Genomic DNA, 24,750 nt, shown 5'->3' with positions numbered 1-24,750 from the left:
GAGCATCGCTGCAGCCGGCACCGGCCGGGCGCACGGACAGCCCCGCGGCGATGGCCTCGGGGTGGATGACGAGAACGAGAAGGGCAACAGCATGGGCTTGGGCATCACCTGGACGACGGACTGGATCAGGAGGAGCGCGGCGGTGATCGCCGAGCACCGGGTCGAGCTCGTCACGCTCGATCGCGAGATCGGCGACGGCGATCACGGCGAGAACCTCGACCGCGGTTACTCGGCGGTGCTCGCGAAACTCGACGAGCTGCCGGCCGATGCGGTTCCCGGCGACGCACTGAAGCTGGTCGCCACGACCCTCATCTCGACGGTGGGCGGCGCCTCGGGCCCGCTCCTCGGCACGGCCTACCTCAAGGCCGCCGGTGCGGTCGGCAAGGAGCCGGAGCTCGACGGCGCCGCCCTGGTCGCCCTGCTCACGGCGGCCCGCGACGGCGTCGTGCTGCGTGGGAAGGCGGAGCCCGGCGACAAGACCATGATCGACGCCTGGACGCCGGCGGTCGACGCCGCGGCCGCGGCTCAGGCCGCAGGGAAGGACGAGGTCGCGATCCTCGAGGCCGCGGCTTCCGCTGCCGAGGCCGGCGCGGTCGCGACCGAGCCGCTGGTGGCCCGAAAGGGACGCGCGAGCTACCTCGGCGAGCGGGCGATCGGACACCGGGATCCCGGCGCGCAGTCGTCGTCGCTCATCCTGAGGGCCGCGGCCGACGCCGCCGTCGCCGATGCGGGAGCTGCTGACGCTGCGGGCGCTGCTTCCGGTGGGGGCGACCGGTGACCGGCGCGCTGGGCAAGGTCGGCGTCGTCTTCGTCTCGCACAGCGCCAAGATCGCCGAAGGACTCGTCGAACTCGCCCGTCAGATGGCGGGCACCGCCACGCTCGTCGCGGCCGGCGGTACCGACGAGGGCGGCATCGGCACGAGCTTCGACCGGGTGAGCGCCGCCGTGACCGAGGCCAACTCGGGCGCGGGGGTCGTCGTGCTCTGCGACCTGGGATCCGCCATCCTGACCGCCGAGACGGCCCTCGACTTCCTCGATGAGGAGGTGGCGGCCCGGGTGCGGATCGCCTCGGCCCCTCTGGTCGAAGGCGGTGTCGCCGCGGCGGTCGCCGCCGAGACCGGCGGGTCGCTCGACGAGGTGGTGGCCGCGGCCGAGACCGCCAACCTCGCCCAGGCGGACGGCGCCGGGGCGGCGGATGCGGGGGACATCGCGGCGGTGCCGGTCTTCGAGGCCGAGCCAGCCGCATCCGGAACCCCGTCGCGCACCGTGACGATCGTGAACAAGGACGGGTTGCACGCGCGGCCTGCCGCGGAGTTCGTGAAGCTGGCCGGAACCTTCCCGGTCAAGGTCACGGTCAACGGCAAGGACGCCAAGAGCCTGCTCGGCATCATGTCGCTCGGGCTCACCAAGGGGTCGACCGTCGAGATCGCGAGTGCCGACCCGGAAGGGGCGGACGCGGTGAACGCCCTCGCCGACCTGGTCGAGACCGGGTTCGGCGAGGCGTAGACCGGCGAGGTCTAGACCGGGGCGACGGGGGGCGCTAGTCCTCGTCGCGACGACTGAGGACGAAGACCGGGATCTCCCGGTCGGTCTTCTCCTGGTACTCGGCGTAGGGCGGGTAGGCCGCGACCGAGCGCTCCCACCAGGCCGCCTTCTCGTCGCCGAAGACCTCGCGCGCCGTGTAGTCGTGCTTCTCGGTGCGGTCCTGCAGCTCGACGTGCGGTTCCTTGACGATGTTGTAGTACCAGACCGGATGCTTCGGTGCGCCGCCGAGGGAGGCGACGACCGCGTACTCCCCGTCGTGCTCCACGCGCATGAGCGGCGTCTTCCGGAGCTTGCCGCTCCGGGCGCCGACGGTGGTGAGGATGATGACCGGCATGCCGCGCAGGGTGGTGCCCTCGGTGCCGCCTGAGCCTTCGTAGAGCTCGAGCTGCTCGCGCGCCCAGTCGCTGGTTCCCGGTTCGTATTCTCCTGAAAGAGGCATGTGCCAAGTCAATCAGGTGTCGAGGACTCCCGGTTCCGTGCGAGAATTTTTTAGCGGGCGGGGCGCGAAGAATTCATGTGGGATCGGAAGGATCGAGAAAGAACGATGGCTAGTGCAGGAACCAAATGCCCGGTGTGCGGGAAGACGGTGGTCGTCGGCCTGGTCTCCGGCACCCTGATCCAGCACGAGGACAAGCTCAATCTGCGGTGCGCCGGCAGCGGGAGCCAGCCCACGGCGGCCGCTCCGCGCAAGTCGCCGTCGCCGCGCACGTCGTCGGCGGGCGGGAGCGCGGCCAAGCGCACGAGCCCGGCGACCAAGGGCGGCGTCACCGTGCGCCGGGTCGAGGTCGACCCCGAGATCGCCCGTGAGCGGGCCGAGCGCGCCGAGCGCCTCCGCATCGAGCGCGCCGAGGCGGCCCGGGCCCGCAACGAGGTCGGCGTCTCGTACTTCGACGAGCCGGGGGTCTGAGCACGCCGAACCGCGTGCAGCCGCTGTTCGTCGAATCCGCCGGGCGGCGGAGGCGGGCGGCCCTGGTCGTCCGGGCGCTGCCCGAGCGGATCGGCACGTTCTTCGAGCCGTACCTGGACTCGGGCGCGACGGCCGTCGCGGCGCTGCAGGCGCATCCCGAAGCGCGGTTCACCTTCGCCGGCGATGACGCGGAGGTGATCGCAGCCTGGAACGCGGTGCGCGACGACGTGGCTGCGGTGATCTCCGAGTTGCGCCGCTTCGTCGAGGAGCACGACGCCGCCGCCTTCGGTCGCGAGCTCGCTCGCGGGGAGGACGAGCTCGCGGCGCTTCCGCCGGAGACGCGGTCGGCCCGTCTGCTCTACCTGCGCGGGGCGGCGGGGCCCGCTCCCGCATCCCGGTCCTTCTCGGCCATCCGGCCCCGCGACACGGTGGCGGTCGACGAGGGCAACCTCCGCGCCCTCGCCGCCCTGCTCGCCGACCGGGATGCCGAGTTCGTGCGCCGGACCCCGTTCGAGCTGCTGCCGGCCGTGCAGGAGGACGACGTGGTGCTCGTGGATCCGCCGTTCGACTGCACACCGGGCACCGAGCGCGAGGTGCGCAGTCTCGTCAACGCGCTGACCGCGCGCGGCGCACTCGTGCTCGGCGACGTGCGGACCGGCAGCGGCGCCGACGCGCCGTACTCCGGCTGGCCGGGGATGACCGCCGTGCCGCTGCCCGGCGGTGACGAGGACGAGCGCGCCTGGGCGAACGGCGGTCTGGTGCGTGCATTGCGCCGCGAGGTGGGCTGACCTCCCACGAGGGCAAGCTCTCGACAGGGCCAGCTCTCGACAGGGGGTGGATGCACGCGGCTGACCGGGTTGATAGCGTGACGACGAATCATCCACCCCTTCGAAAGGAGCGTGCCGCCGATGTCCGACGCCACGACGCCCGGTCACCTCAGCCAGCACCACCGCACGACCCTCGAGCACATCGCAGCTCACCCGACGAGCCACAACCTCGAGTGGAAGGACGTGATCGCCATGCTCGAGGAGATCGCCGACGTGCGCGAGGAGCACGACGGCAAGTTCGTCGTCAAGCTCGCCGACCAGCGGATCGTGCTCTCCAAGCCCCGCCACAAGGACATCGACGAGCAGATGGCCGTCGACCTCCGGGCGATGCTCACCCGCGCCGAAGTGCTGCCCCTGCCCAAGCGCTAGCCGCGACGGCGGGCGGAGCGGTCAGGCCCGCGTGGCGACCAGCCAGCCGTGCGGGCCGACCGTGACCCCGCCATTTGAGGCGCCGGATCCCGGTCGGGCCTCGCCCTGATCGATTGAGCGGCCCGCGAGGACCTTTCCGGCCTCGGCGACCTCGAGGGCGGCATCGGAGATGTTCAGCGCGACCACGATCGCCTCGCCCGGAGCCGCCGCAGCGGTCAGCTCGATCACCAGACTCTCGTTGGCGACCGAAAGCGTGCGGCTCGTCGCCCGGTGCAGCCACGGGAATCGTCGGCGGAGACCGAACAGCTCCTGGTGGAGCGCGAAGGTCTCGGCCGCCCGGGCCCCGGAGCCCGGCCCGTCGGCCGCGAGCGGATCGGCCGGGAACGCGGGACGGATGGCGTCGTCGCCGCCGAACCGCTCCTCCTTGATCCCGCGCAGGCCGAACTCGTCGCCGTAGTAGACAGCCGGGGTTCCTCCCAGGGTCGCCAGCAGCACGACGGCGTGGGCCTGATGGCGCTCGTCGTCGATCGCGCTGGCCAGCCGGGTGACGTCGTGGTTGCCGACGAAGGTGTACGGCACGAAATGCTCCAGGAATCCGTCGTGCCGGGTCAGCGCCCAGTCGAGCTCGAACAGGTTCGCCGTCTGCAGCGAGTGCCAGATCCCTTGCCACAGCTCGTACTGCGTGACGCTGTCGAGAGTGCCCTCGGTCACGGCCTGGACGTAGTCGCCGTGCAGCACCTCGCCGACCACGTAGACGTCGGGATGCTCGCTCCGCACGCGGGGGAGGACCGCGGCCCAGAAGGAGCCGGGCACGGAGTACGCGGCATCCAGTCGCCAGGCGTCGGCGCCGAGCCGCAACCAGTACGTCATGACGTCGCCGACCAGCCGCTCGACCTCGGGGTTGCCGTGGTCGAGCGCGACGAGCCCCTCGTGGCCCTCGAAGGTGCCGAACTCGCCGTTCTCGCCGGCGCGGAGGAAGGCGGCCTCGGGGGCCGCGGGGTCCGCCAGTGCGGCCTGGACGAACGGATGCTCGCGCCCGACGTGGTTGAAGACGCCGTCGAGCATCACGCGGATGCCCCGCGCGTGGGCGGCCTCGATCAGATGCACCAGGTCGTCGGTGGTGCCCAGCCGCGGGTCGACCTCGAACCAGTCGGTGGTGTCGTAGCCGTGGGTGCTCGAGGCGAAGACCGGGCCGAGGGCGAGCCCGTTGGCGCCGAGGGCGATCAGGTGGTCGAGCCAGCCCTCGAGCTGCCGGAGCCGCGGTGCCGCCGTGCGGTCGCGGCCGGTGGTGTCGGCCCCCGTGAAGCCGAGGGGGTAAACGTGCCACCAGATGACGTGCTCGGTCCAGTCGTTCATCCGAGTCACCCTACCCGGGCGGTACTGCGACGGCTCGTCGGGCGCCGATCAGTCCCGGCCGCCGGTCACTCGGCGCGCTCGCGCTCGAGCTTCTCGCTGACCTCGTGCAGCACTCGCGCCACGACTGCGGCATCGGCCGGGTCCAGGCGGTCGACGACGGCCACGACCGTCTCGTGGAAGGCGCGGAACGCGTTCTCGATCCGGAGCGCTGCGGTGCGGGTGGGGACGAGCAACTGGGCCCTCCGGTCGCCGGGATGGGCACGCCTTTCCAGGAGGCCGAGGAGTTCCAGCCGATCGATGATGTTCGTGACGCTGGCGTTCGAGATGGCGAGCATCACGACCAGGTCTTTCGGGCCGGTGTCCCGCCCGTCGCGCTGCGCCTGCAGGAGGTAGCGGATGGCGTGGAACTCGTTGGTGCTGAGACCGCTCGCCGCGCGCACCCGCTCCAGCTCGCCCTCCTCGGCCTTCTGGAGTCGGAGCAGCGCGTCGACGGCGTCGCGGGCCTCATCGCATCCGGGAGCCGCCGCGTAGAGGTGGCGGGCCTCGCGCCGGACGACGTTACGCGGCACGGCGACTGGCGGCGGTCAGGCCCGTGATCACGGAGAGGCTCGGGATCACGGAGAGGTCAGGCCGCGTGCTGCCGCGAGAGCGGCATGGGGATGAGCTGCGCTTCGAGCGCGCGCTCGGCTGCCGACAGCTCGGCGTACTCGCCGAGGTATTCGCCGAACTGGTTGCGCACGTAGTAGTGGGTGCCGTGCTGGTCGATGGTGCCGGCGAAGCAGCCGTCGTGGTTGCCGACCCAGAGACCGGCCTCGGCCATGCGCCAGCGCACCGGATTCGTCTGCACCGATTCGGTCTGCACCAGTTCTGTCGTGGCAATGGTCATGCGGTTCTCCTTCACATCTGTCGGAGCGACATCGTCTCCTGTAAAAAACATTCCACGATGTGAACTACTTGCCCACCTATTGGCCGGGGGTTGACAGGGGGAGAACGGGAGGTTACGCCTCGATGGTCAGTCGACGCTGGCCACGACGACCCGAACCATCGCCGTCTCGAAGCCGGCGGCGGTGAGGATTTCGTGGATGACGCGGTAGACGGTCCGGCAGGTCTCCGAGGCCGAGACCTCGTCCGAGACGCCGATGGTCAGCGCGATCTCGAGTCCTGCAGGGGTCTCGACGATTCCGACCGGGAGCGGCGCAGCCCGCCCGGTGACCACGGCGACGGCCTGGTCGAGGACGGCCTTGGCGAAAGGCTCGGCCGGGTAGACCGATCGGACACCCGGGACGGCGGTCACCGCCTCCAGGAGCGAGGCGGCGAGGTCGAGGTCGGCGGTCATCGTCCGGCCTCCTTGCCGTCCGCGTCTGCCTGCGGCGGCAGGTGCACGTCGTGCACGGTGATGTCCACCGCCACGACGTCGAGGTCGGTGTGCAGGGCGAGCGACTCGAACACCGCGATCCTCAGCTGCTCGGTGACCTGCGGGATGCTCCGGCCCCAGTAGACGGTCGCGTCGATCGAGACCGTCACCGGCGCTCCCGGCTCGGTCACGTCGCCGTCGAGCGCGCACCGGCCGATCATGAGCCCGTCGATCGAGTCGCCGGCCGCGCGGACCAGCGCGCGCACCGAGCCCTCGGTGATGGCGAGCCGGGCCGCGGCATCCGGATGCGGAATCGGGATGCTGCGACCGGAGCGCACCTCGCGCGAGATGTTCTGCAAGATGCCGGTGATCCAGCCTTCCTCGGGCTCGGGCTCGATCGCAGCCTCGGCCTCGAGCATCTGGGACGAGGCGGAGCGGAGGCGCTCGAGGGCCGCGAGGGCCATCCGGCAGCCGGGGGAGGATTCGATCGACGGGTCGATCGGATTGCGGCCGGAGTCGAGGTAGTCACTCAGCTCGTCGATCGTGTGGCCGTCGAGATCGTCGGGTTCGAGGCCGAAGGAGCCGTGATCGGTCATCGCCATGCCTCCATCTCGCGGATCAGATTCTTCCGTGCCCGGGCGATGAGTCCTCGCACCGTCGAGGAGGGCAGATCGAGTTCCCTCCCGATGTCCAGGTAACTGTAGCCCGCCAGTTCGCGGAGCACCCAGCACCGTCGTTGCTCCTCGGGCAGGCCGGCCAGCGCTCGGGACAGTGCGTCCTCGAGCGAGCGGGCGGCCCACATCCCTTCGGGCGTGGTCGATGCGGGGGCGCCGGGGTCGTGGTCGGCGATGTCGTCCTCGTCGCGGCGGCGGCGGATGCGGTCGATGCACTTGTTCGAGGTGATCCGCATCAACCACGACTTCACCGAACCGAGGTCGGTCAGGGTCGGCAGGCTCCGCCAGGCCTGGATGAAGGCCTCCTGCACGACGTCGTCGACGTCGGCGTTCGAACCGAGGATGCGCCGGGCGTACACGCGCATCAGCCGGCCGTAGCGACGCACGAGCACCTCGAACGCGTGCACGTCGCCGTCGGCCGCGCGCCCGGCGAGGATGCGATCATCGGCCGTCTCGAGGTCGTGCCGGCGTTCCTGGTCGGCCATGCCCTCATCCAACACCACCGGATGCCCCTGCCGCAGCACCCGAAGCTGCGAGGATTGCGGGATGACGACGGAAGGACGGCCGGTCGAACCCGCGCCCGGCATCTACCAGCACTTCAAGGGCTCGCGGTACGAGGTGATCGGCGTCGGCCGGCACACCGAGACCGAGGAGGAGCTCGTGTTCTACCGCACGCTGTACGGCGACTACTCGTTCTGGGTGCGGCCGGTGGCGATGTTCGTCGAGCAGATCGAGCGCGACGGGTATTCCGGGCCCCGCTTCATCCGGATCGCCTGAGACTCCGGATGGCGTGATCGACTGGGCGCGCCCCGCTCCTCGCGGACCGGAGTAGCGTCGAAGGGTCAGATTCCGATCGCGGCGCCGGGAGGCGGCGGTCGGGCCGATCCACCCGAGGAGAACCCATGAGCACCCACGTCGACGTCGCCGTTCTCGGAGCCGGACCCGGCGGGTACGTCGCCGCGATCCATGCCGCGCAGCTCGGCAAGTCGGTCGTCGTGATCGAGAAGCAGTACTGGGGCGGGGTGTGCCTGAACGTCGGCTGCATCCCCTCGAAGGCGCTGCTCCGGAACGCCGAGCTCGCCCACATCTTCACCCACCAGGCCCAGCAGTTCGGCATCTCGGGCGACGTCGCCTTCGACTTCGGAGCCGCCTTCGACCGCAGCCGGTCGGTCGCCGACGGCCGCGTCAAGGGCGTGCACTTCCTGATGAAGAAGAACGGCATCGCCGAGCTCGACGGGGTCGGCCGGTTCACCGACGCGAAGACCATCGAGGTCGAGCTCTCGGCCGGCGGCACCGAGACCGTCACCTTCGACGACTCGATCATCGCGACCGGCTCGACCGTGCGCCTGCTGCCCGGCGTCTCGCTGAGCGACAACGTCGTGACCTACGAGACCCAGATCCTCACCCGCGACCTGCCCGGCTCGATCGTGATCGTGGGCGCCGGCGCGATCGGCATGGAGTTCGGCTACGTGCTGAAGAACTACGGGGTCGACGTCACGATCATCGAGTTCCTCGACCGCGCCCTGCCGAACGAGGATGTCGAGGTCTCGAAGGAGATCCAGAAGCAGTACAAGAAGCTCGGCATCACGATCCTCACCTCGACCCGGGTCGACTCGGTCGTCGACGAGGGCTCGTCGGTCACGGTGACGTACACGGCCGCCGACGGGACCGCCGGACGGATCGACGCCGACAAGGTCATGATGTCGGTCGGCTTCGCACCCCGCGTCGAGGGCTACGGCCTCGAGACCACCGGCGTCGCGCTGACCGAGCGCGGCGCGATCGCGATCGACGACCACATGCGCACCTCGGTGCCCCACCTCTACGCGATCGGCGACGTCACCGCCAAGTTGCAGCTCGCCCACGTGGCCGAGGCGCAGGGCGTGGTCGCGGCCGAGACCATCGCGGGAGCCGAGACCATGACGCTCGGCGACTACCGGATGATGCCGCGCGCGACGTTCTGCCAGCCCCAGGTCGCCTCGTTCGGCCTGACCGAGCAGCAGGCGCGCGACGAGGGCCACGACGTGAAGGTCGTGAAGTTCCCCTTCACCGCCAACGGCAAGGCGCACGGGCTCGGCGAGCCGACCGGCTTCGTCAAGATCGTGGCCGACTCGCAGTACGGCGAGCTGCTCGGCGCCCACCTGATCGGCCCCGACGTCTCCGAGCTGCTGCCCGAGCTGACCCTCGCCCAGAAGTGGGACCTCACGGCGGCCGAGCTGGCGCGCAACGTGCACACGCACCCGACCCTCAGCGAGGCGCTGCAGGAGGGCTTCCACGGGCTCACCGGCCACATGATCAACCTGTGACCGCCCCTCGACCGGCCGGCCCCGGGACCGAACGGCCCGGGCGACCGCGCCGAACCACCGACATGACGAGCAGACGGATCACCGGCGCGATCCGGATCATCGCCGGGCTGGCGCTGTTCGTGACCATCGCCATCCAGATCGGCGACCGGGTCGCGAACTCGGCCTTCGACCCCTGGGAGTACTTCAGCTACTTCACCATCCAGACCAGCCTGATGAACATCGTGGTGCTGCTCGCGGGCGGCGCCCTGGCGCTCCGGCTGCCGCGGGACACGATCCTGTTCACCACGGTCAGGATGGCGACGCTCAGCTACGCGATCGTGACCGCGGCCGTCTACAACCTGCTGCTGCGCAACCTCCCGCCCGAGGGGTTCCCGGGGCTCGCGTGGCCGAACGAGGTCGTGCACGTGTGGGTGCCGGTGTTCCTCGTGCTCGACTGGCTCCTGGCGCCCGGACGCCCTGCTCTGCCGTGGCGGACGCTCTGGGTGGTGCCGGCGTACCCGGTGGCCTGGGCGATCTACACGTTCATCCGGGCCGGCGCCAGCGGCGGCACGATCTACCCGTACCCCTTTCTCGACCCCGCGACCGGGGGCTGGGGGAGCGTGATCGCCTACATCGTGGGACTCACCCTCGCGCTGGTCGCGCTCGGGGCGCTCGCGGTCGGCTACGGACGCCTGCGGGCTCGCCGGACGGCTGTCGGCCCGGCCTGACCGATCGCCGGGCCGTTATCCGGCAGGCGTGACCGGAAGGCTCGCGAGAGCCGCCTCGGTGCTCGCGAGCAGCGCCCGCGTCGTCTCGAAGCGGGCCTCGAGCGACTCGGTGCCGAGCACGACCGCGATGAGGGCGACCGGATCACCGGTGCCGTCCGGACCGGTCGGCACGATTGCCGAGGTGAGCAGGGTGAAACCGGCGTAGCTCGTGGATCCGGTCTTGAGCCCGTCGACCCCGTTCTCGCCGAGCAGGATGTTCTGGTTCACGATCGTGCCGAGATCGGCCTGGTCGAGGGAGCGGAGCCCGGCGATCGAGGCGAGGGCCGCATCCGCGTGGGCCAGGGCGCCGACGCGCAGGAGGTCGGCCGTGGTCGAGGCGCTCCCCGGGTCGAGGCCGCTCGCGTCGGCGAGGGTCGTGCCCGCGAGCCCTTCGGCGGCGAGCCAGGTCCGCGCTGCGTCGAGGTACGCGTCGGTGCTGCCGAACGCCCAGGACGCGACCGACTCGGCGTAGTTGTTGGCACTCGTCAGCAGCGTGATCGCCAGGGCGTCGCGCAGCGTGACCTGCTGCCCGTCGGTCATCGGTTCGGTGAACTGACCGCTCGCCGCGATCGCTTCGGTGCGGGCGAGGTCGGCAGGGCCGAGGGTGATGACCGGGCCCGGGTCGTCGGGGCCGGCCAGCGGATGCGCCTCGAGCACCACGAGCGCCGTGATCACCTTCGTGATGCTCGCGATGGGCACGGTCGCGGTCGTGCCGCCCTGGCCCAGGATGCGGATGCCGCCGTCGGGGGATGCGATCCCCACCGCGCCGGCTCCGGTGGAAGGGAAGACGAGTCCCGACACGTCGAGGGGCGGTACCGCCGGAGCTGCGGGCGTCCCGGGCGTCGCCGTCGCGGTGGTCGTCGGAGCGGGAGCGGCGGTCGGCGCGGCGCTGGGGGAGGTCGTGGGGGCGGTCGGGGCGGCCGTGCATCCGGAGATCGCCGCGAGGACGAGCAGGGCGGCCGCCGCGGCGGCGGCGACAGTGGTCGGGCGGGCGCGTCGGGTGGGGGTCGGCGGCATCCGGCGAGTCTAGGTGCCCGGGAGGGTGGGTGCCCGGGAGGGTGGGTGCCCGGGGAGCGGAGGTGATGGTGAGAACTCCCCATGGGGAGCGAGGCCGAACGATCGTAGGGTGGCTCTGGGACTCCGGAACGTTCGGAGAACTCTGACGAAGGGGGCGCCATGAGCGACGACCAGAACACCCGCGAACCGCAGAAGCCGGGGGACGACGGGCAGCAGCCCGGACAGGCTTCGCAGCCGGGACAGACCTCGCAGCCGGGACAGGGCTCGCAGCCGCCGCAGGGCTGGCAGCAGCCGGGCGGACAGCCGGGGCAGCAGCCCTACGGGCAGGCGCAGCACGGCCAGCCGCAGGGGCCGCCGGCGGGGCAGCCGCCTTACGGCCAGCCTCAGCAGGGCCAGCCGCATCCGGGTTACCCGCAGCCGGGCCAGCCGCAGCAGGGTCAGCCGCACCCCGGCTACCCGCAGCAGCCGCAGGCGAACCAGCCGCATCCGGGTTACGGCCCGCCGCAGGGCCAGCAGCCGCACCCGGGCTACGGCCCGCCGCAGGGTGGCCCCGGTGCGCCGGGCGGCCCGGGCGCACCCGGAGGTCCCAAGAAGAAGGGGCTCGGCGTCGGTGCCCTGATCGGCATCATCGCCGGTGGCCTGGTGCTCGTCATCATCATCGTGGTCGTCATCGCGGTCGTGGCGCTGCGGTCGGCAGGCTCCTCCTCATCGTCGGGTGACGGGGGAGGATCCTCCGAGCAGGCCATCCCACCGTCACAGGTCGTCACCGAGTACCTGACCGCGATCGCTGACGGCGACTCCGCGAAGGCCCTCGGCTACCTCGGCACCCCGCCGGATGACACCTCGCTCCTGACCGACGACGTGCTCAAGGCCTCGAACGAGATCGCTTCCCTCACCGGGATCACGGTCGTGTCCGAGGACACGAGCAACGGCAGCTCGGACGTCTCGGTCAGCTACCAGCTCGGCACCCAGCCCGTCACCGCCGAGTACAGCGTGCTCGACTACGACGACGACGGCGTCTGGGAGATCAGCGGCGGAACCGGTTACATCAGCACGGCGAAGTTCGACGGGCTCGGGCTCACCATCAACGGCGTGGCCGTGGACGCCGACGAGGTCGAGGCCTTCCCGGGCTCGTACCAGCTCGCGACCTCGCTGCCGAACTTCACGCTGTCGGGTGAGTCGATCGTGGTCGTCGACGAGCCGTTCAGCTCGGCCGACACCACCTCGATCGACGCGGTGCTGACGGACGCGGCGCTGCAGCAGTTCCGCAGCCTCGTCCGCGCCTCGGTCGAGGCGTGCATCGCGTCGACCACGCTGCAGGCAGGCTGCGGCTTGGCGATCCCGGCGACGCTCTCGGACGGCACGCAGCTGACCGACGGCACGATCCAGCGCACGCTGCCGGCCGACACGAGCACGACCCTCGACTCGCTCGAGGCGACGCTCAGCTACGACAACCCGACCCTGGCGCAGGGCGAGTACATCGGCAGCATCTCGGTCAGCGGCCAGTGCACGAAGGACGGCTCGACCGGCACCTGCGACGTGCTCTTCGGACCGTCGCTCGGCACCGCCTCGGTCGACATGGCCTCGGCGAACCCCACGGTGCTCTGGGACTGACCCCGAGCACCCGAAGACTGCCCTCGATCCGTCAGTTGTTGTCGCTATCGCTCCGCTTTAGCGACAACAACTGACGGATCGCGGGCGTTCGGGGGTAGCGCCCGGGCATTCGGGGGTAGCGCCCGGGCATTCGGCGTAGAGCCGGGGCTTCGGGTCAGCGACCCTGACGCTTCTTGAAGGGCTTCGGTTCGCCCTTGACCACGGGCGCCCGGCCGCGGCCCTTGCTGGCCTTGGCCTTGCCCCCGGCCTTCGGCACCGCCGGCGGCGCGCTCTGGACGCGGGCGCGGGCCTCCGACCGGAAGGCGAGCCCGGCCTCGGTGAGCGACAGCTCGCCCGAGTCGTCGGCATCCGGGACCACGAGGCGTTCGCCCCGCTCGGCCTCGAGCGCGGCGACGGATGCCTGCACGGTGGCCTTGGAGACGTGCGCCGCGTTGGCGGCCCGCGACCAGTGCCCCTCGTCGACGACGGCGAGGAAGTGCTTCAGCTGATCGATGTCCACGCCCCCAGGCTAACGGCGCCGCCCGCCGGGCGTGCACGGCACGGCGCCGAGGTGCGGAAACGCGCCGATGGCGCAGAATGAACGGATGGACCTCCAGACCAGAGTGAACATGGACGCCCGGGTGGCCCGCGCCCAGCCGGAGGCGCTGGACGAGATCCAGCGCGCCGACTACAACCCCGAGTACCGGATCGACCTCGAGCGGGTGCGGTTCTCGCCGTACTTCTCCCGGCTGTCGGCGGTCACGCAGGTGATCTCGCAGGCCGGCGCGAGCCCGCTCATCCACAACCGGCTCACCCACTCGCTCAAGGTCACCGCCGTGTCGCGCGCGATCGCGGTCGCGGTCGACAACGGGCTCGTCGGCACGACCTCCGCCCTCTCGCCGCAGCACTCGCCGGGCGGATGCGACGCGGTCGTCGTGCAGGCGGCCGCCAGTGCCCACGACCTCGGCCACCCGCCGTTCGGTCACCTCGGCGAGAACGTGCTGAACCGGATCGCCCGTGACACCCTCGGGCTCGCCGACGGCTTCGAGGGCAACGCGCAGACCTACCGCATCCTGACCGCGCTCGACGTCTGCGACGGCGCGACCCAGGGCCTCAACCTCACGGCGGCCGTGCGGACCGCGGTGTCGAAGTACCCGTGGACCCCCGCGATGGAGGGTCTGGATCTCGGCGAGGCGCACGGCCCGGGACTCCCCAGGGGTCTCAAGCGGGTCGACGGCGAGGTCGTCGCCCGCAAGTACTCCGCCTACTTCCTCGAGCAGGACGACCTCGAGGAGGCCAGGCGCTCGGCCCCGGGCCTCGCGCCCTGGGAGCAGTCGCTGGAGTGCTCGGTCATGGACATCGCCGACGACATCGCCTACTCGATCCACGACGTCGACGACTTCTACCGGGCAGGGATCCTCAGCCAGGTCGCGGTCTCGCGTGAGTTCAAGGGCTGGCTGGAGAACGCGACCGAGCTGCGCCTGCTCGCGGCCCCCGAGCTCGAGCTGGCCGGCGTGCGCAACCACGCGGGCGAGGGCCTGGAGGCGCTGCGTCGCCGCATCCACCGGGACGACCCGTGGATCGCCGACGACGACGCCTTCGCCGAGGCCGTGCGGGTGGTCTCGGACGACCTGGTCGAGGGCCTGCTCTCGACCGTGTTCGACGGCTCGATCGCGGCCGAGCGCCGGCTCTCGACGTTCACCAGCACCTGGATCGCGCACTTCGAGCGCTCGATCGTGCCGGCTCCGCCCGACACCCCGCGCACCGGCATCGTCACGCTGGACACCCGGGCCTGGCACGAGGTGAAGGTGCTGAAGTTCGTGCACAAGCACTTCATCCTCAACCGGCCCGACATCGCGATGTACCAGCGGGGCCTCAGCCAGGTGCTGGTCGGACTGGTCAGCGCGTTCACCGAGTGGCTCGACGACGACCACGACCGCAAGCGGGTTCCGCGCCGGCTGATCGAGATGGTCGACCTGGCGACCGACGGCTACCAGCGGCTCGCCGCCGAGCGCCCGTACCTCGTCGAGGACACCGGGCAGGCGCACCTCCGCCGTCTCGGCCGCGGCCGAGGCGTGATCGACTACGTCGCCTCGCTCTCGGACGGCCAGGCCATCGCCGTCGCCGAGGCCTTGAACGGGCGCACCGACCGGCTGTGGGACATCGGGCAGAGCCTCTGAGTCGCCGGGCCTTCCCCCGAGGCCGGTCCCGCGATCGTGTTGCGCTCTGTGACGTCCCGACCGCGTTGGGACCCGCAGTCTCGTTTAACATGGAAGGGCGGCCGGATCGGGTGACCAGACCCCGTTCGGCCGGCCGCATCCACAGCACCGTGTTTCCGTAAGGGGAAAACCATGTCTTCACTCGCACGCCGGGGAGCCGCCGTCGCCCTCGCGGCCGGCCTCCTCGTCTCCGTCGCCGCGTGCTCGAGCTCGGGCGGTGCGTCCAGCACCGGCGCCGCCGGAGACGGCGACAACGCGAACTCGATCATCCTGATCACCCCGACGCCGATCGGCTCGAACAACTTCCTCCAGCTCGCCTCCGACGGCGCGAAGGAGGCCGGGGAGAAGTACGACGCCTCGGTCGACGTGTACGAGAGCGAAGACCCCACGAGCATCCAGCAGAACCTGGATGCGGCGATCCGCGAGAAGCCCAGCATCATCATCGGCGTCTCGTTCAGCGTGCTCGACCAGTTCACCGAGGCCGCGGCCGACAACCCCGACCAGCAGTTCCTCTTGATCGACACCTCGGCCGAGAACCCGACGCCGAACCTCACCGCCGCCACCTTCAAGGAGTACGAGGCCACGTACCTGACCGGCGTCGAGGCGGGGCTGCTGACCCAGAAGAACAACGTCGGCGTGGTCGCCGCGCTCGACACCCCCTTCATCCACCGCTGGATCGACCCGTTCTACGCCGGCGCGAAGAGCGTGAACCCCGGGGTGGCCACCTCGGCCCAGTTCGTCGGCGGCGACAACCCGTTCGGCGACCAGGCCCGCGCGAAGGCGCAGGCGCAGATCCTCGCCGACGGCGGGGTCGACTACGTGCAGGCCGCGGCCTCCGGCGGCAACACGGGCGTCTTCGAGGCGGCGGCGGAGAGCGGCTTCAAGGCCTTCGGCGTCGACACCAACCAGTGCCTCGAGTCGCCGGGCAACGTCGTCGACAACGCGATCAAGCGTGTCGATGTGGCGCTCGTGAACTCGGTCGGCGACATCCTCGACGGCACGACGGGCGGATTCACCTCCTACGGCCTGGCCGAGGGAGGCGTCAGCCTCACCGGTCTGGAAGACGGCGTGGCCGACTCGCAGTGCCTGATCGCCGACCACCCCGACGTGATCGAGAAGGTCGCGGCCGTCCGCGACCAGATCGTCTCGGGCCAGGTCGTCGTCACCGACCCGCTGACCGCTGGATGACCTCGACCTCTGGGAACGACGCGGATGCCGCGGGCCTCGACGGGCCCGCGGCATCCGCCGTGCCCGCCGTCGAGCTGATCGGCATCGGCAAGCGCTTCGGGGCGGTCGTCGCGAACGCCGACGTCGACCTCGTGCTCCGGCGCGGCACGGTCCACGCCGTGATGGGGGAGAACGGTGCCGGCAAGTCCACGCTCATGTCGATGCTGTTCGGTCTGCTCGAACCGGATTCGGGGGAGATCCGGATCGACGGCCGCCCGGTGCGCTTCGCCGGCCCGCTCGACGCGATCGCGGCCGGGCTCGGCATGGTGCACCAGCACTTCCGGCTCTTCGACACGATGACCGTGGCCGAGAACGTCGTCTACGGGGCCGAGCCGCGCCGGCCGGGGTTCTTCGGCCGCGGCGTGGTCGACCGCGCGGCGGCCGCGGCCCGGGTGCGCGAGCTGAGCGAGCGGTACGGGCTCGAGTCCGATCCGGATGCGGTGGTCGGCTCGCTCTCCGCCGGCGCCCGGCAGCGGGTCGAGATCCTGAAGGCCCTGCACCGTGACGCCCGCATCCTCATCCTCGACGAGCCGACCGCCGTGCTCACGCCGAACGAGGTGACCTCGTTGTTCGCGGTGATCCGCCGAGCTGCCGAGGGCGGAGCGACGGTCGTGCTCGTGACGCACAAGATCCACGAGGTGCTCTCGGTCAGCGACGAGGTGACGGTGCTCCGCGACGGGCGGGTGACCGGGCGGTTCGCGACCGCGGAGGCGACCGCCGCTTCGCTCGTGCACGCGATGACCGGTCGCGCGATCGACGAGGTGCGGAACCCCCGCACCGGGACCCCGGGCGCCACGGTGCTCGAGGTGTCGGGCCTCACGGTGGGCGACTCCGGAGCGGGTTCCGGCTCGGGGTCGCGCACGTCCCCGGGCGGAGGGGGTGTCGCCGCCGTCTCGGACGTCTCCTTCGAGGTGCGCGCGGGCGAGATCGTCGGCATCGCCGGGGTCTCCGGCAACGGCCAGCACGAGCTCGTCGCCGCGGTGCTCGGCACCCTGCCCGCGCGGAGCGGACGCGTGCGGATCCTCGGCGACGACGTCGCGGGCCGCTCGGTCCGCGACCGGCGGGCCCTCGGACTCGCCGTGATCCCCGAGGACCGCCGCGGCGAGGGCAGCGCCGTCACGATGTCGGTCGCCGAGAACGTGACCCTCGGGCACCACCGCACCCCGCCGATCGGCTCCGCCTCGGGCGTCGGCCGCGGCTGGATGTCGATCCGGGCCGAGCGCGCCCGGGCGCGGGAGCTCATCCGCGACTACGACGTGCGCACCTCGGGCGAGCTGCAGCCGATCGGCGCCCTCTCCGGCGGCAACGCCCAGAAGGTGGTGATCGCCCGCGAGCTCTCGCACCGCGCCCCGCTCGTGATCGCCGAGCAGCCCACCCAGGGTGTCGACGTCGGCGCGATCGAGTCCATCCACGGCCGGCTGCTCGAGCACCGGGCCGACGGGGGAGCGCTGCTGCTCGTCTCGCACGAGATCAGCGAACTGCTCGCGCTGGCCGACCGCATCCTGGTGATGTACGCCGGCCGGATCGTGGCCGAGTTCCCGGCCGACGAGGCCACCACCGCCCGGATCGGCGCGGCCATGGCCGGCGCCGCCGAGGCGGCGTCCGAACCCGACCCTGAGGATCCCGAGTCATGACCTCGACGACGACCCCGCCCGCCACCGGGCCCGAGGCGCCGGCACCCGGCCGCCCGGGCGCGCGGCTCGTCCGTGCGGCCCTCCGGCACCCCGCCGTGGTGCCGGTCGGCGCCGTCGTGCTGGCGCTCCTGATCGGCGCCGTGATCATCCTGGCCGCCGGGCTCGACCCGGTCACCGCCTACGCGGCCGTGATCTCCGGCGCCCTCGAACCCGGGTCGCTCGATTACACCTTCTCGGTCTGGGGCTTCATCATCGGCATGGCCCTCGCGGCCGCCATCCCGCTCCGGATGGGCGAGTTCAACCTCGGCGGCAACGGCCAGCTCGTGCTCGGCGGGCTCACCGCGGCCGTCATCGCGGGCAACCTGCCGCTGCCCGGCCCCATCGTCATCCCGCTCGCGGTTCTCGGCGCAGCCGTCGTCTCGGGCGCCTTCGGGGCGATCTCGGCACCGCTCGCCACCCGCTTCGGCATCCCGATCATCATCTCGACCCTGCTGCTGTCGCCGATCGCGGTCGCCGTGGTCTCCTACCTCGTGCGCTTCCCGCTCGGCGAGGCGGGCGCCGCCGTGGCTCAGACGCCGCGGCTGCCCCAGGATGCGCGGATGTGGGCGCTCGGCGACCTCTCCTACTCCAACGTCGGCCTGCTGATCATCCTCGCCCTGCTCGTGGTGTTCTGGCTCGTCGATTCGCGGAGCGCGGTCGGCTTCGAACTCCGCGTGGTCGGGGCGAACCGCCGCTTCGGCGCCTACGGCGGGGTGCGCGTGGGCCGGCTCGCGCTCGGCGCGATGGCCGCGGCCGGTGCCGCCGCCGGCGTGGTGGGCGCGGTGATGGTCATGTCGTCGCCGTTCCGCCTGATCGACGGCGCGCTGATCTCGCCCGGCTACACCTTCGCCGGGCTCGCAGCGGCCCTGCTGGCCGGCGGCCGGCCCGCGCTCATCCCGGTGACCGCCATCCTGTTCACCGTGCTGCAGGTCGGGGGCGCCGCCATGGAGCGCTCGGCCGACGTGCCGCGTCAACTCTCGGACGTGCTGCAAGGCGTCGTGATCGTCGTGCTGGCGCTCCGCACGGTGCTCGACCAGCGCCGCACCGAACGGAGCTCCGCCTGATGCACGTGTTCGAACTCGGCTTCGTGGCGGCCGTGCTGCTCGCGGCGACGCCCATCCTCTACGCCGCCCTCGCGGGCGCGCTCTCGGCGCAGGCCGGCGTCTTCAACATCGCCCTCGAGGGTCAGATGCTCTGGGGTGCGTTCGCCGCGGTGGCCGGCAGCTACTACACCGGCAGCGCCTGGGGTGGGCTGCTCACGGCTGTGCTCAGCACCGCCCTGTTCTCGGTGATCCTGGCCGTGGGCGCCGCGCGCTGGAAGGCCGACCCGATCATCATCGCGATCGGCACCAACCTGCTCGCCATCGGGCTCACCGGCTTCCTGCTGCGGGTGCTGTTCGGGGTCTCGGGATCGTTCTCGCCGCGCGAGCTGCAGGGGCTGCCGAAGATGACGTTCCTCACCGACGTCCCGGTGATCGGGCCGATCTTCTCCGGGCAGACCGTTCTCGTTCCCTTCGCCTTCGTGGTGATCGCCGCGGCGGGCATCTGGCTGAAGGTCTCGCCGGCGGGGCTGCGACTGCGGGGCGTGGGCGAGCATCCGGATGCCGCGGCGAGTCTCGGTGTCGAGGTCGCGCGCTACCAGACCTGGGTCACGATCGTCGGCGGAGCGCTCTGCGGGATCGCCGGCGCCCAGCTCGCGCTCGGCAACGTGACGGTGTTCACCGAGAACATGACGGCCGGCCGCGGCTGGATCGCGGTCGCGGCCGTGATGCTGGTCGGCGGACGCCCGCTCTGGCTGCCGGTCGCCTGCCTGGGCTTCGGCGCCGCCGAGGCGCTCGGCTTCCGGCTGCAGGGCATCGGGGCGCCGCAGCAGCTGACCGATGCGGCGCCGTACGCCATCACGCTGCTCGTGCTGATCGCGACCCGCATCCGCCTGCCGCGCCGCCGCACCGCGGCCGCCGTGACCACGTCCGCACCCACCCCCGCCGCCTGAGCCGATGCGCCCGGTGTGCCGGGAACGCGATGACACCCGATCCCCAGCAGAAAGCACCACGATGACCGATCAGAGCACCCCGACCGACCTGCCCGGCGACGACGGCATCCGCCACATCGTCCTCGACACCGACACCGGGATCGACGACGCCCTGGCGCTGCTCTACCTGGCGGGGCGCCCGGATGCCGAGGTCTCGGCGATCACGAGCGTCTACGGCAACACCCCCGTCGAGTCGGCGCTCACGAACATCGCGCGCGTGCTGAAGATCGCCGGGCTCGAGGACACCCTGGTGGCGCGTGGTGCCGCCGGGCCCATCGACGGCGAGGCCAGGATCGCCTCGCACGTGCACGGCGTCGACGGGCTCGGCGACCTCTTCGCCGAGAAGCTCGCGCCGAAGAACCTCTCGCCGCTCAGCTCGGCCGAGCTGCTGGTGGAGCTCGGCCGCTCCCGGCCCGGCTACTACGACCTACTGCCGGTCGGGCCTCTGACGAACCTCGGCCTCGCGCTCGAGATCGAGCCCGAGCTGCTGACCCTCTACCGCTCCGTCGTGATCATGGGCGGCTCGGGCCCGTTCCCGCCGCTCGGCACCGTGCAGATGGTGGATGCGAACATCCACAACGACGCCGAGGCCGCCGCGCGCGTGTTCGCGGCCCCGCGGCGGAAGCTCGTGATGGTGGGCGTCAATGTGACCGCGGGAACGATCGTCGACGAGCAGGCGGTGCAGGCGCTGCACCACGCCGGCACCGAGTGGGGCACCTTCTCGGCGCAGATCCTCGAGGCGTACATGGACTTCTACCAGTTCGCCTGGGGCCGCCGGGTCTCGCCCGCCCACGACGGGCTCGCGGCAGCCCTGCTGGTGCAGCCGGACTGGATCACCTCGGAGGTCACCGGCCCGGTCGGCATCACGACCGACGGCTTCGCCACGCGGGCGCACCTGCTGCGGACGGCCGAGGGCCTGCCGGTGAGCTGGCCGACCGAGCCGGCGCCGGACACCGTCGTGGTGCTCGACGTCGACCGGCGGGCGTTCCTGGCCGACTTCGTGCGGGTGCTGTCGGGACGCTAGCGCCCGTCGGCGACCGCCGGGCCGGGCGGCTCAGCGGCGGTCCTGCTCAGCGGCGCCAGCGGTAGGGCGTGGTCGTCGAGACGCGGATGAGGCCGGCGCGCTCGAGGATCGGCCGGGAGAACTCGGTCGAGTCGCTGTGCAGCAGCGTCTTCCCGGCCGCCAGGGCCGAGCGGGCGCGCGCCGCGGTCAGGGCGCGGTAGATGCCCCGGCCACGCCAGCGTTCGAGGGTGGCCCCGCCCCAGATGCCGGCGAAGGCGGTTCCCGCGACCGGTTCGAGGCGGCCGGCGCTCACGATGAGGCCCTCGGCCTCGGCGACCCAGAGCTCCATCCCGTCGTCCAGAGCCAGGCGGCGGAGGAGCGCGTCGGCGTACTCGTCCGAGACGGGCTCGCCGAACACCTCGTCCTCCATCGCGCTCATCGCGCGCACGTCGGGCTCCGAGGTCACCTGGCGGAGGGTCACCCCGTCGGGGAGCGGCACGTCGACGGCGAGCGATTCGGCGGGGCCGATCATGATCGACTCCGTCTCGTCGGGCTCGAAGCCCGCGGCGACCAGGGAGTCGTGCAGGCCCGGTGCGACGTCGTGGCCGCGGGACTTCCACTCGACCCGGGTGATGCCGGGATCGGCGCGGAAGTGGTCGAGAGCCCCGGCGACGAGCGCGCGCACCGCGGCCTCGTCGAGAACCGCGGACGCGTCGGGTGCTCCCGCGAGGTCGCGGTAGGTCACGAACCCGCGGCCGCCCTCGAAGGTCACGAGCCGCAGCGGCCCCAGGCGGCGCACCGCGATCGCGCTCGGTGTCTCGGCGTCGGTGCGCAGCTGGTCGTCGTAGGCGGCGAGGAGGGTGGCGGGATCCATCCGGCCAGCCTAGGCCGGGCGGCCGCCAGCGGCGTCGGCAGGTTCTGCGCCGTGAGAGGCAGCGGCGGGAGCGCCGGGCGTGGAGGCGGCCGGGGCGGCGAGGATCCCCGCCATCGCCTGCGCCGCCTTGAGACCCGAGCCCGTGAGCACGAGCACCGTCGTCTCGGCGGGGGAGACTACCCCGGCCGCGAGGAGCCGGTGGGCCGCCGCCAGGGCGAGGCCGCTGGTCGGCTCGACGTAGAGGCCCCGGGCGAGGAGCTCGCGCACGGCGGCGACGATCTCGGCCTCCGAGACGGCCAGCACCGCGCCCCCGGAGGAGCGCACGGCCGCAAGCACCTCGATATCCCGGACCGGCGCCCCGATTGAAGCCCCCTCGGCGATCGTCGGCGCCCAGCGGTCGAGGCGGCCGGTGTCGGCCCGCTCGGCTCCGGCGTCGAAGGCCTCGGCGAGCGGGGCGCAGTTCGCGGGCTGCGCGGCGAAGACCCGCGGCATCCGCTCGATCTCGCCGGCACGCTGCAGCTCGGCGAAGCCGAGCGAGAGGCCGAGCACCAGGCTGCCGCCGCCGGCCGGCACCACCACGGTGTCGGGAGCGCGGAACCCGAGATCCTCCCAGAGCTCGTACGCCAGCAGCTTGACGCCCTGCAGGAAGGCCGGATGCCAGTTGTGGCTCGCGTAGAACACGGTCGCCGACCGGCGGAGGGCCTCGGCCGCCGTCTCGGTCCGGCTGCCGTCGAACTCCTCGACCCGCGCCCCGACCAGGCGGCTGAGCAGCTGCTTGGCGGCCGAGGTGCCGCGGGGCACGAGGATGGTCGCGTCGAGCCCCGCCGCGGCCGCGTAGGCCGCCGCCGAGGAACCGCCGTTGCCCGAGCTGTCCTCCAGGAAGGCGCCCACGCCCTGCGCGAGGAGGGTCGAGACGAGCACGGACATCCCGCGGTCTTTAAAGCTGCCCGTGGGATTGGACCACTCCGCCTTCGCGAACAGTCCGGGTGCCCCGGACCCGGCCGGTTCCGACGACGACAGCGGGAGCAGCGGCGTGCATCCTTCGCCCAACGTCACCTCTCGGCGGAAAGTGGTCGGCAGGGCCGCGCGATAGCGCCAGTGCGACCGCGCGCGGAGGTCGATCGCGCCGGCCGTGATGCCGGGCAGGGCCGAAGTCGCCAGCGGGCCGCCGTCGTCACCGCGCCAGCGCGGCTCGTCCAGCGGATACCGCGTGCCGCTGCGGTCGTGGAGGAAGGGGAGGGCGGGCGACTCGCTCATCGCAGGGACCCGCGCATCACAGACACCCGCACATCAACGGCGCTCGCTCATCACAGGTACCCGTGCCGCAGCGCCAGCTCCTCCAACGCGGTGCGCGAGGAGATCCCGAGCTTGCGGTACACGCTCCGCAGCTGGCTCTTCACGGTGTTGCGCGAGACGAACAGCTCGGCCGCCATGTCCTCCAGGCTCTGCTCGGAGGCCGCGCTCTTCGCGACGGCGAGTTCGCGCGGCGTCAGCTGCAGGAAGGGATCGGCCGACGGATCGGCGGAGGGACCGACCCGCTCGGCCAGCAGCGCGGCCCGCATCGCGGCCGGCACGGACGCCCGCGCCTCGTCGGCGACCAGGTCGAGCAGGGCCTCCAGCTCGGCGGCCGGCACCAGGGTGAGCGGCTCGTACAGCCGGTGCTGCTCGGCCAGGTGGAGGGCCATCCGCATCTGGGTGGTGGCGGCATCCGCCTCTCCGGCCTTAAGGGCGGAGGCCGCGGCGACCGCCAGCGCCCCGACCAGGATGCGGGGCGATGCCGTCGAGACCCGGATGAGGGCGGCCGCCTCCCGGCGGGCGCGCACCGCGTCGCCGGTCGCGAGCCGGGTCGTCGCCTTCCAGAGCCGCACCTGGAGCGCGCCGGAGTCGCCGTTCGGCCGGTCGGTGTCGACCGCATCCAGAGCCGACCGTGCGTCGACCCGGTTGCCGAGCCGGGACAGCAGCACCGAGCGCGCGATCGCCACGAACGGCTCCCAGGCTCCCTGCTCGGGCGCCTCGACGGGCTGCGCCTTCGCCGACGAGTCGATCTGGGTGAGCAGGTCGACGCAGCCGGCCGGGTCGGTCTCGGTGAGGGCGAGCAGGTACTTCTGGGCCGGCCAGCGCTCGGTCACGCCGGCGAGGCTCACCTGCGCGAGCTCCGCGCGGGCCTCGACGACCTCGAGCTCGTCGATCAGCAGCAGGGTCCGGGTGAAGCGGGCGGTGACGGATGCACGGTTGCTCCACCACGCACCGGTCGAGTCCGGCAAGCGGTCCAGCCACATCCGGGCCTGGATGTTGCGGCCGGCGAGGACGTGCATCCAGGCCAGCGCGCCGGCGGCCGATGCCTCGGCGAGACGGTGCCGGGTGGCGACGGCGGCATCGAAGCTCTCGGTGTATTCGCGGGCCGCCGCGGAGGCGTCGCCGAAGTACTCCCAGGCCATCGCCCACTGGAAGAGGATCTCGGGCAGGGCCTGGGCGAGGGTGGCGCGGGACTCGTCGTCGGCGTCGTCCAGCAGCGTCCTGGCCTCCTGGGCGGCCTCGACCGCTTCGGCATAGCGGCCGGCGGCACGCTTCGCCGCGATCTTGGCCGTGAGCTGTGCGAGGAGGTCGAGGAGGTTCGTGGGCTCGGGCACCGGTCCGCCCCCGCGGAAGATCGTCGTGGGGGTGCGCCCGTTCGTGACGAAGCGGTTGACGTACTCCAGGGCCATCGCCCAGCGCGGGTTCTTCTCCAGCGCCTCGGCGGGGAGCGCGTTGATGGCCCGCTGGACGGCGGCGGGATCGTCGGAGAGCACGAGCGCCCACTGCTGATCGAGCATCGTCACCACGGCGGTCCAGTCGCCGGCGACCACCAGGGCGTCGAGCCGTCGACCGAGCCCGGCCCCGGTCTCCACGTCGCTCTCAGTCATCCCACCCACGAACCTACCGTCCGCGCCCGTGCGGTGCCATCCCCGGAGCGGCCTGCGCACCCCGCGCTCAGGTGTCCGGTCCCCGTGCGCCGGTGCATCCTCGATCCCGAGCCCGTCCGATGACACAC

Annotated in this window: 27 protein-coding genes; 15 read left to right on the top strand and 12 right to left on the bottom strand. The window is 72.1% G+C overall.

The window, feature by feature from the left end:
- Positions 1-91 precede the first annotated feature (91 nt).
- Both dhaL and dhaM read left to right on the top strand, forming a co-directional pair.
- The gene (dhaL, locus tag HSO01S_RS02180) at positions 92-778 is read left to right on the top strand and encodes a dihydroxyacetone kinase subunit DhaL (RefSeq protein WP_066039129.1); all 687 of its coding nucleotides are present in this window, start codon (positions 92-94) and stop codon (positions 776-778) included.
- On the top strand, positions 775-1,506 hold the full coding sequence (gene dhaM, locus HSO01S_RS02175) for a dihydroxyacetone kinase phosphoryl donor subunit DhaM (protein WP_245635851.1): 732 nt from the start codon (positions 775-777) through the stop codon (positions 1,504-1,506). The genes dhaL and dhaM overlap by 4 nt, the downstream gene beginning before the upstream one ends.
- A gap of 34 nt (positions 1,507-1,540) precedes the next feature.
- Here the strand turns inward: dhaM and HSO01S_RS02170 are convergent, their stop codons facing one another.
- A complete protein-coding gene (locus tag HSO01S_RS02170; protein ID WP_066038916.1) occupies positions 1,541-1,984 on the bottom strand; it encodes a nitroreductase family deazaflavin-dependent oxidoreductase in 444 nt (147 codons plus the stop codon).
- Positions 1,985-2,089: 105 nt separating this feature from the next.
- Here HSO01S_RS02170 and HSO01S_RS02165 point away from each other — a divergent pair, with 105 nt between their 5' ends.
- The 3 genes from HSO01S_RS02165 (at position 2,090) to HSO01S_RS02155 (ending at position 3,648) form a co-directional block, all read left to right on the top strand.
- Entirely contained in the window at positions 2,090-2,452 is a 363-nt protein-coding gene (locus HSO01S_RS02165) for a hypothetical protein (RefSeq protein WP_157078851.1), read from the top strand.
- 14 nt (positions 2,453-2,466) lie between these two features.
- A complete protein-coding gene (locus HSO01S_RS02160; RefSeq protein WP_066038914.1) occupies positions 2,467-3,240 on the top strand; it encodes a DNA adenine methylase in 774 nt (257 codons plus the stop codon).
- 120 nt (positions 3,241-3,360) lie between these two features.
- The gene (locus HSO01S_RS02155; RefSeq protein ID WP_066038913.1) at positions 3,361-3,648 is read left to right on the top strand and encodes a hypothetical protein; all 288 of its coding nucleotides are present in this window, start codon (positions 3,361-3,363) and stop codon (positions 3,646-3,648) included.
- A gap of 21 nt (positions 3,649-3,669) precedes the next feature.
- Here the strand turns inward: HSO01S_RS02155 and HSO01S_RS02150 are convergent, their stop codons facing one another.
- The 6 genes from HSO01S_RS02150 to HSO01S_RS02125 form a co-directional block, all read right to left on the bottom strand.
- Positions 3,670-5,004: an alpha-amylase family glycosyl hydrolase gene (locus tag HSO01S_RS02150; RefSeq protein WP_066038912.1), complete on the bottom strand. Its 1,335-nt coding sequence runs from the start codon at positions 5,002-5,004 to the stop codon at positions 3,670-3,672.
- A 65-nt stretch (positions 5,005-5,069) separates the two neighbouring features.
- Positions 5,070-5,573 carry a MarR family transcriptional regulator gene (locus tag HSO01S_RS02145; RefSeq protein WP_066038911.1) on the bottom strand — a complete coding sequence of 168 codons (504 nt, stop codon included), beginning with the start codon at positions 5,571-5,573 and terminating at the stop codon, positions 5,070-5,072.
- A gap of 56 nt (positions 5,574-5,629) precedes the next feature.
- Positions 5,630-5,890 carry a hypothetical protein gene (locus HSO01S_RS02140; RefSeq protein WP_157078850.1) on the bottom strand — a complete coding sequence of 87 codons (261 nt, stop codon included), beginning with the start codon at positions 5,888-5,890 and terminating at the stop codon, positions 5,630-5,632.
- Positions 5,891-6,016: 126 nt separating this feature from the next.
- Positions 6,017-6,340 (bottom strand): hypothetical protein, encoded by a 324-nt coding sequence (locus HSO01S_RS02135; RefSeq protein ID WP_066038909.1) that lies wholly within the window; start codon positions 6,338-6,340, stop codon positions 6,017-6,019.
- A complete protein-coding gene (locus tag HSO01S_RS02130; protein WP_066038908.1) occupies positions 6,337-6,960 on the bottom strand; it encodes an Asp23/Gls24 family envelope stress response protein in 624 nt (207 codons plus the stop codon). Before HSO01S_RS02130 ends, HSO01S_RS02135 begins: the two co-directional genes overlap by 4 nt.
- Entirely contained in the window at positions 6,951-7,517 is a 567-nt protein-coding gene (locus HSO01S_RS02125) for an RNA polymerase sigma factor (RefSeq protein WP_066038907.1), read from the bottom strand. Before HSO01S_RS02125 ends, HSO01S_RS02130 begins: the two co-directional genes overlap by 10 nt.
- Positions 7,518-7,578: 61 nt before the next feature.
- Here HSO01S_RS02125 and HSO01S_RS02120 point away from each other — a divergent pair, with 61 nt between their 5' ends.
- The 3 genes from HSO01S_RS02120 (at position 7,579) to HSO01S_RS02110 (ending at position 10,042) form a co-directional block, all read left to right on the top strand.
- Positions 7,579-7,809 (top strand): DUF1653 domain-containing protein, encoded by a 231-nt coding sequence (locus HSO01S_RS02120; RefSeq protein ID WP_066038906.1) that lies wholly within the window; start codon positions 7,579-7,581, stop codon positions 7,807-7,809.
- A 125-nt stretch (positions 7,810-7,934) separates the two neighbouring features.
- Positions 7,935-9,335: a dihydrolipoyl dehydrogenase gene (gene lpdA, locus HSO01S_RS02115; RefSeq protein WP_066038905.1), complete on the top strand. Its 1,401-nt coding sequence runs from the start codon at positions 7,935-7,937 to the stop codon at positions 9,333-9,335.
- 62 nt (positions 9,336-9,397) lie between these two features.
- Positions 9,398-10,042, top strand: a complete 645-nt coding sequence (locus HSO01S_RS02110) for a Pr6Pr family membrane protein (RefSeq protein WP_066038904.1) — start codon at positions 9,398-9,400, stop codon at positions 10,040-10,042.
- A gap of 15 nt (positions 10,043-10,057) precedes the next feature.
- On the opposite strand, the gene HSO01S_RS02105 is transcribed toward HSO01S_RS02110, so the two are convergent.
- On the bottom strand, positions 10,058-11,098 hold the full coding sequence (locus HSO01S_RS02105; RefSeq protein ID WP_066038903.1) for a D-alanyl-D-alanine carboxypeptidase family protein: 1,041 nt from the start codon (positions 11,096-11,098) through the stop codon (positions 10,058-10,060).
- A 159-nt stretch (positions 11,099-11,257) separates the two neighbouring features.
- Here HSO01S_RS02105 and HSO01S_RS02100 point away from each other — a divergent pair, with 159 nt between their 5' ends.
- Complete coding sequence (locus HSO01S_RS02100) at positions 11,258-12,712, top strand: lipocalin/fatty-acid binding family protein (protein ID WP_066038902.1); 1,455 nt, start codon at positions 11,258-11,260, stop codon at positions 12,710-12,712.
- Positions 12,713-12,866: 154 nt separating this feature from the next.
- On the opposite strand, the gene HSO01S_RS02095 is transcribed toward HSO01S_RS02100, so the two are convergent.
- On the bottom strand, positions 12,867-13,211 hold the full coding sequence (locus tag HSO01S_RS02095; protein WP_066038901.1) for a LysR family transcriptional regulator: 345 nt from the start codon (positions 13,209-13,211) through the stop codon (positions 12,867-12,869).
- An 85-nt stretch (positions 13,212-13,296) separates the two neighbouring features.
- Here HSO01S_RS02095 and HSO01S_RS02090 point away from each other — a divergent pair, with 85 nt between their 5' ends.
- The 6 genes from HSO01S_RS02090 to HSO01S_RS02065 all read left to right on the top strand — a co-directional run bounded on the left by HSO01S_RS02090 (position 13,297) and on the right by HSO01S_RS02065 (position 20,866).
- Positions 13,297-14,871 (top strand): deoxyguanosinetriphosphate triphosphohydrolase family protein, encoded by a 1,575-nt coding sequence (locus HSO01S_RS02090; RefSeq protein ID WP_066038900.1) that lies wholly within the window; start codon positions 13,297-13,299, stop codon positions 14,869-14,871.
- 171 nt (positions 14,872-15,042) lie between these two features.
- Positions 15,043-16,098 carry a BMP family ABC transporter substrate-binding protein gene (locus HSO01S_RS02085; RefSeq protein WP_066038899.1) on the top strand — a complete coding sequence of 352 codons (1,056 nt, stop codon included), beginning with the start codon at positions 15,043-15,045 and terminating at the stop codon, positions 16,096-16,098.
- Entirely contained in the window at positions 16,095-17,771 is a 1,677-nt protein-coding gene (locus HSO01S_RS02080) for an ABC transporter ATP-binding protein (RefSeq protein WP_084361214.1), read from the top strand. Before HSO01S_RS02085 ends, HSO01S_RS02080 begins: the two co-directional genes overlap by 4 nt.
- Entirely contained in the window at positions 17,768-18,874 is a 1,107-nt protein-coding gene (locus HSO01S_RS02075) for an ABC transporter permease (RefSeq protein ID WP_066038898.1), read from the top strand. Before HSO01S_RS02080 ends, HSO01S_RS02075 begins: the two co-directional genes overlap by 4 nt.
- Positions 18,874-19,803: an ABC transporter permease gene (locus HSO01S_RS02070; RefSeq protein ID WP_066038897.1), complete on the top strand. Its 930-nt coding sequence runs from the start codon at positions 18,874-18,876 to the stop codon at positions 19,801-19,803. Before HSO01S_RS02075 ends, HSO01S_RS02070 begins: the two co-directional genes overlap by 1 nt.
- Positions 19,804-19,864: 61 nt before the next feature.
- Positions 19,865-20,866 (top strand): nucleoside hydrolase, encoded by a 1,002-nt coding sequence (locus HSO01S_RS02065; protein WP_066038896.1) that lies wholly within the window; start codon positions 19,865-19,867, stop codon positions 20,864-20,866.
- Positions 20,867-20,912: 46 nt separating this feature from the next.
- On the opposite strand, the gene HSO01S_RS02060 is transcribed toward HSO01S_RS02065, so the two are convergent.
- The 3 genes from HSO01S_RS02060 to HSO01S_RS02050 are packed head-to-tail and all read right to left on the bottom strand — an operon-like array spanning position 20,913 to position 24,622.
- The gene (locus HSO01S_RS02060; protein ID WP_066038895.1) at positions 20,913-21,719 is read right to left on the bottom strand and encodes a GNAT family N-acetyltransferase; all 807 of its coding nucleotides are present in this window, start codon (positions 21,717-21,719) and stop codon (positions 20,913-20,915) included.
- Positions 21,720-21,728: 9 nt separating this feature from the next.
- The gene (locus HSO01S_RS02055; protein WP_084361212.1) at positions 21,729-22,976 is read right to left on the bottom strand and encodes a pyridoxal-phosphate dependent enzyme; all 1,248 of its coding nucleotides are present in this window, start codon (positions 22,974-22,976) and stop codon (positions 21,729-21,731) included.
- 50 nt (positions 22,977-23,026) lie between these two features.
- Positions 23,027-24,622, bottom strand: a complete 1,596-nt coding sequence (locus tag HSO01S_RS02050) for a helix-turn-helix transcriptional regulator (protein WP_157078848.1) — start codon at positions 24,620-24,622, stop codon at positions 23,027-23,029.
- Between the last annotated feature and the right edge of the window lie 128 nt (positions 24,623-24,750).

The sequence above is a fragment of the Herbiconiux solani NBRC 106740 genome, from assembly GCF_001571005.1.
Classification (GTDB): domain Bacteria; phylum Actinomycetota; class Actinomycetes; order Actinomycetales; family Microbacteriaceae; genus Herbiconiux; species Herbiconiux solani.
This window is presented reverse-complemented; position numbering and strand designations above follow the sequence as displayed.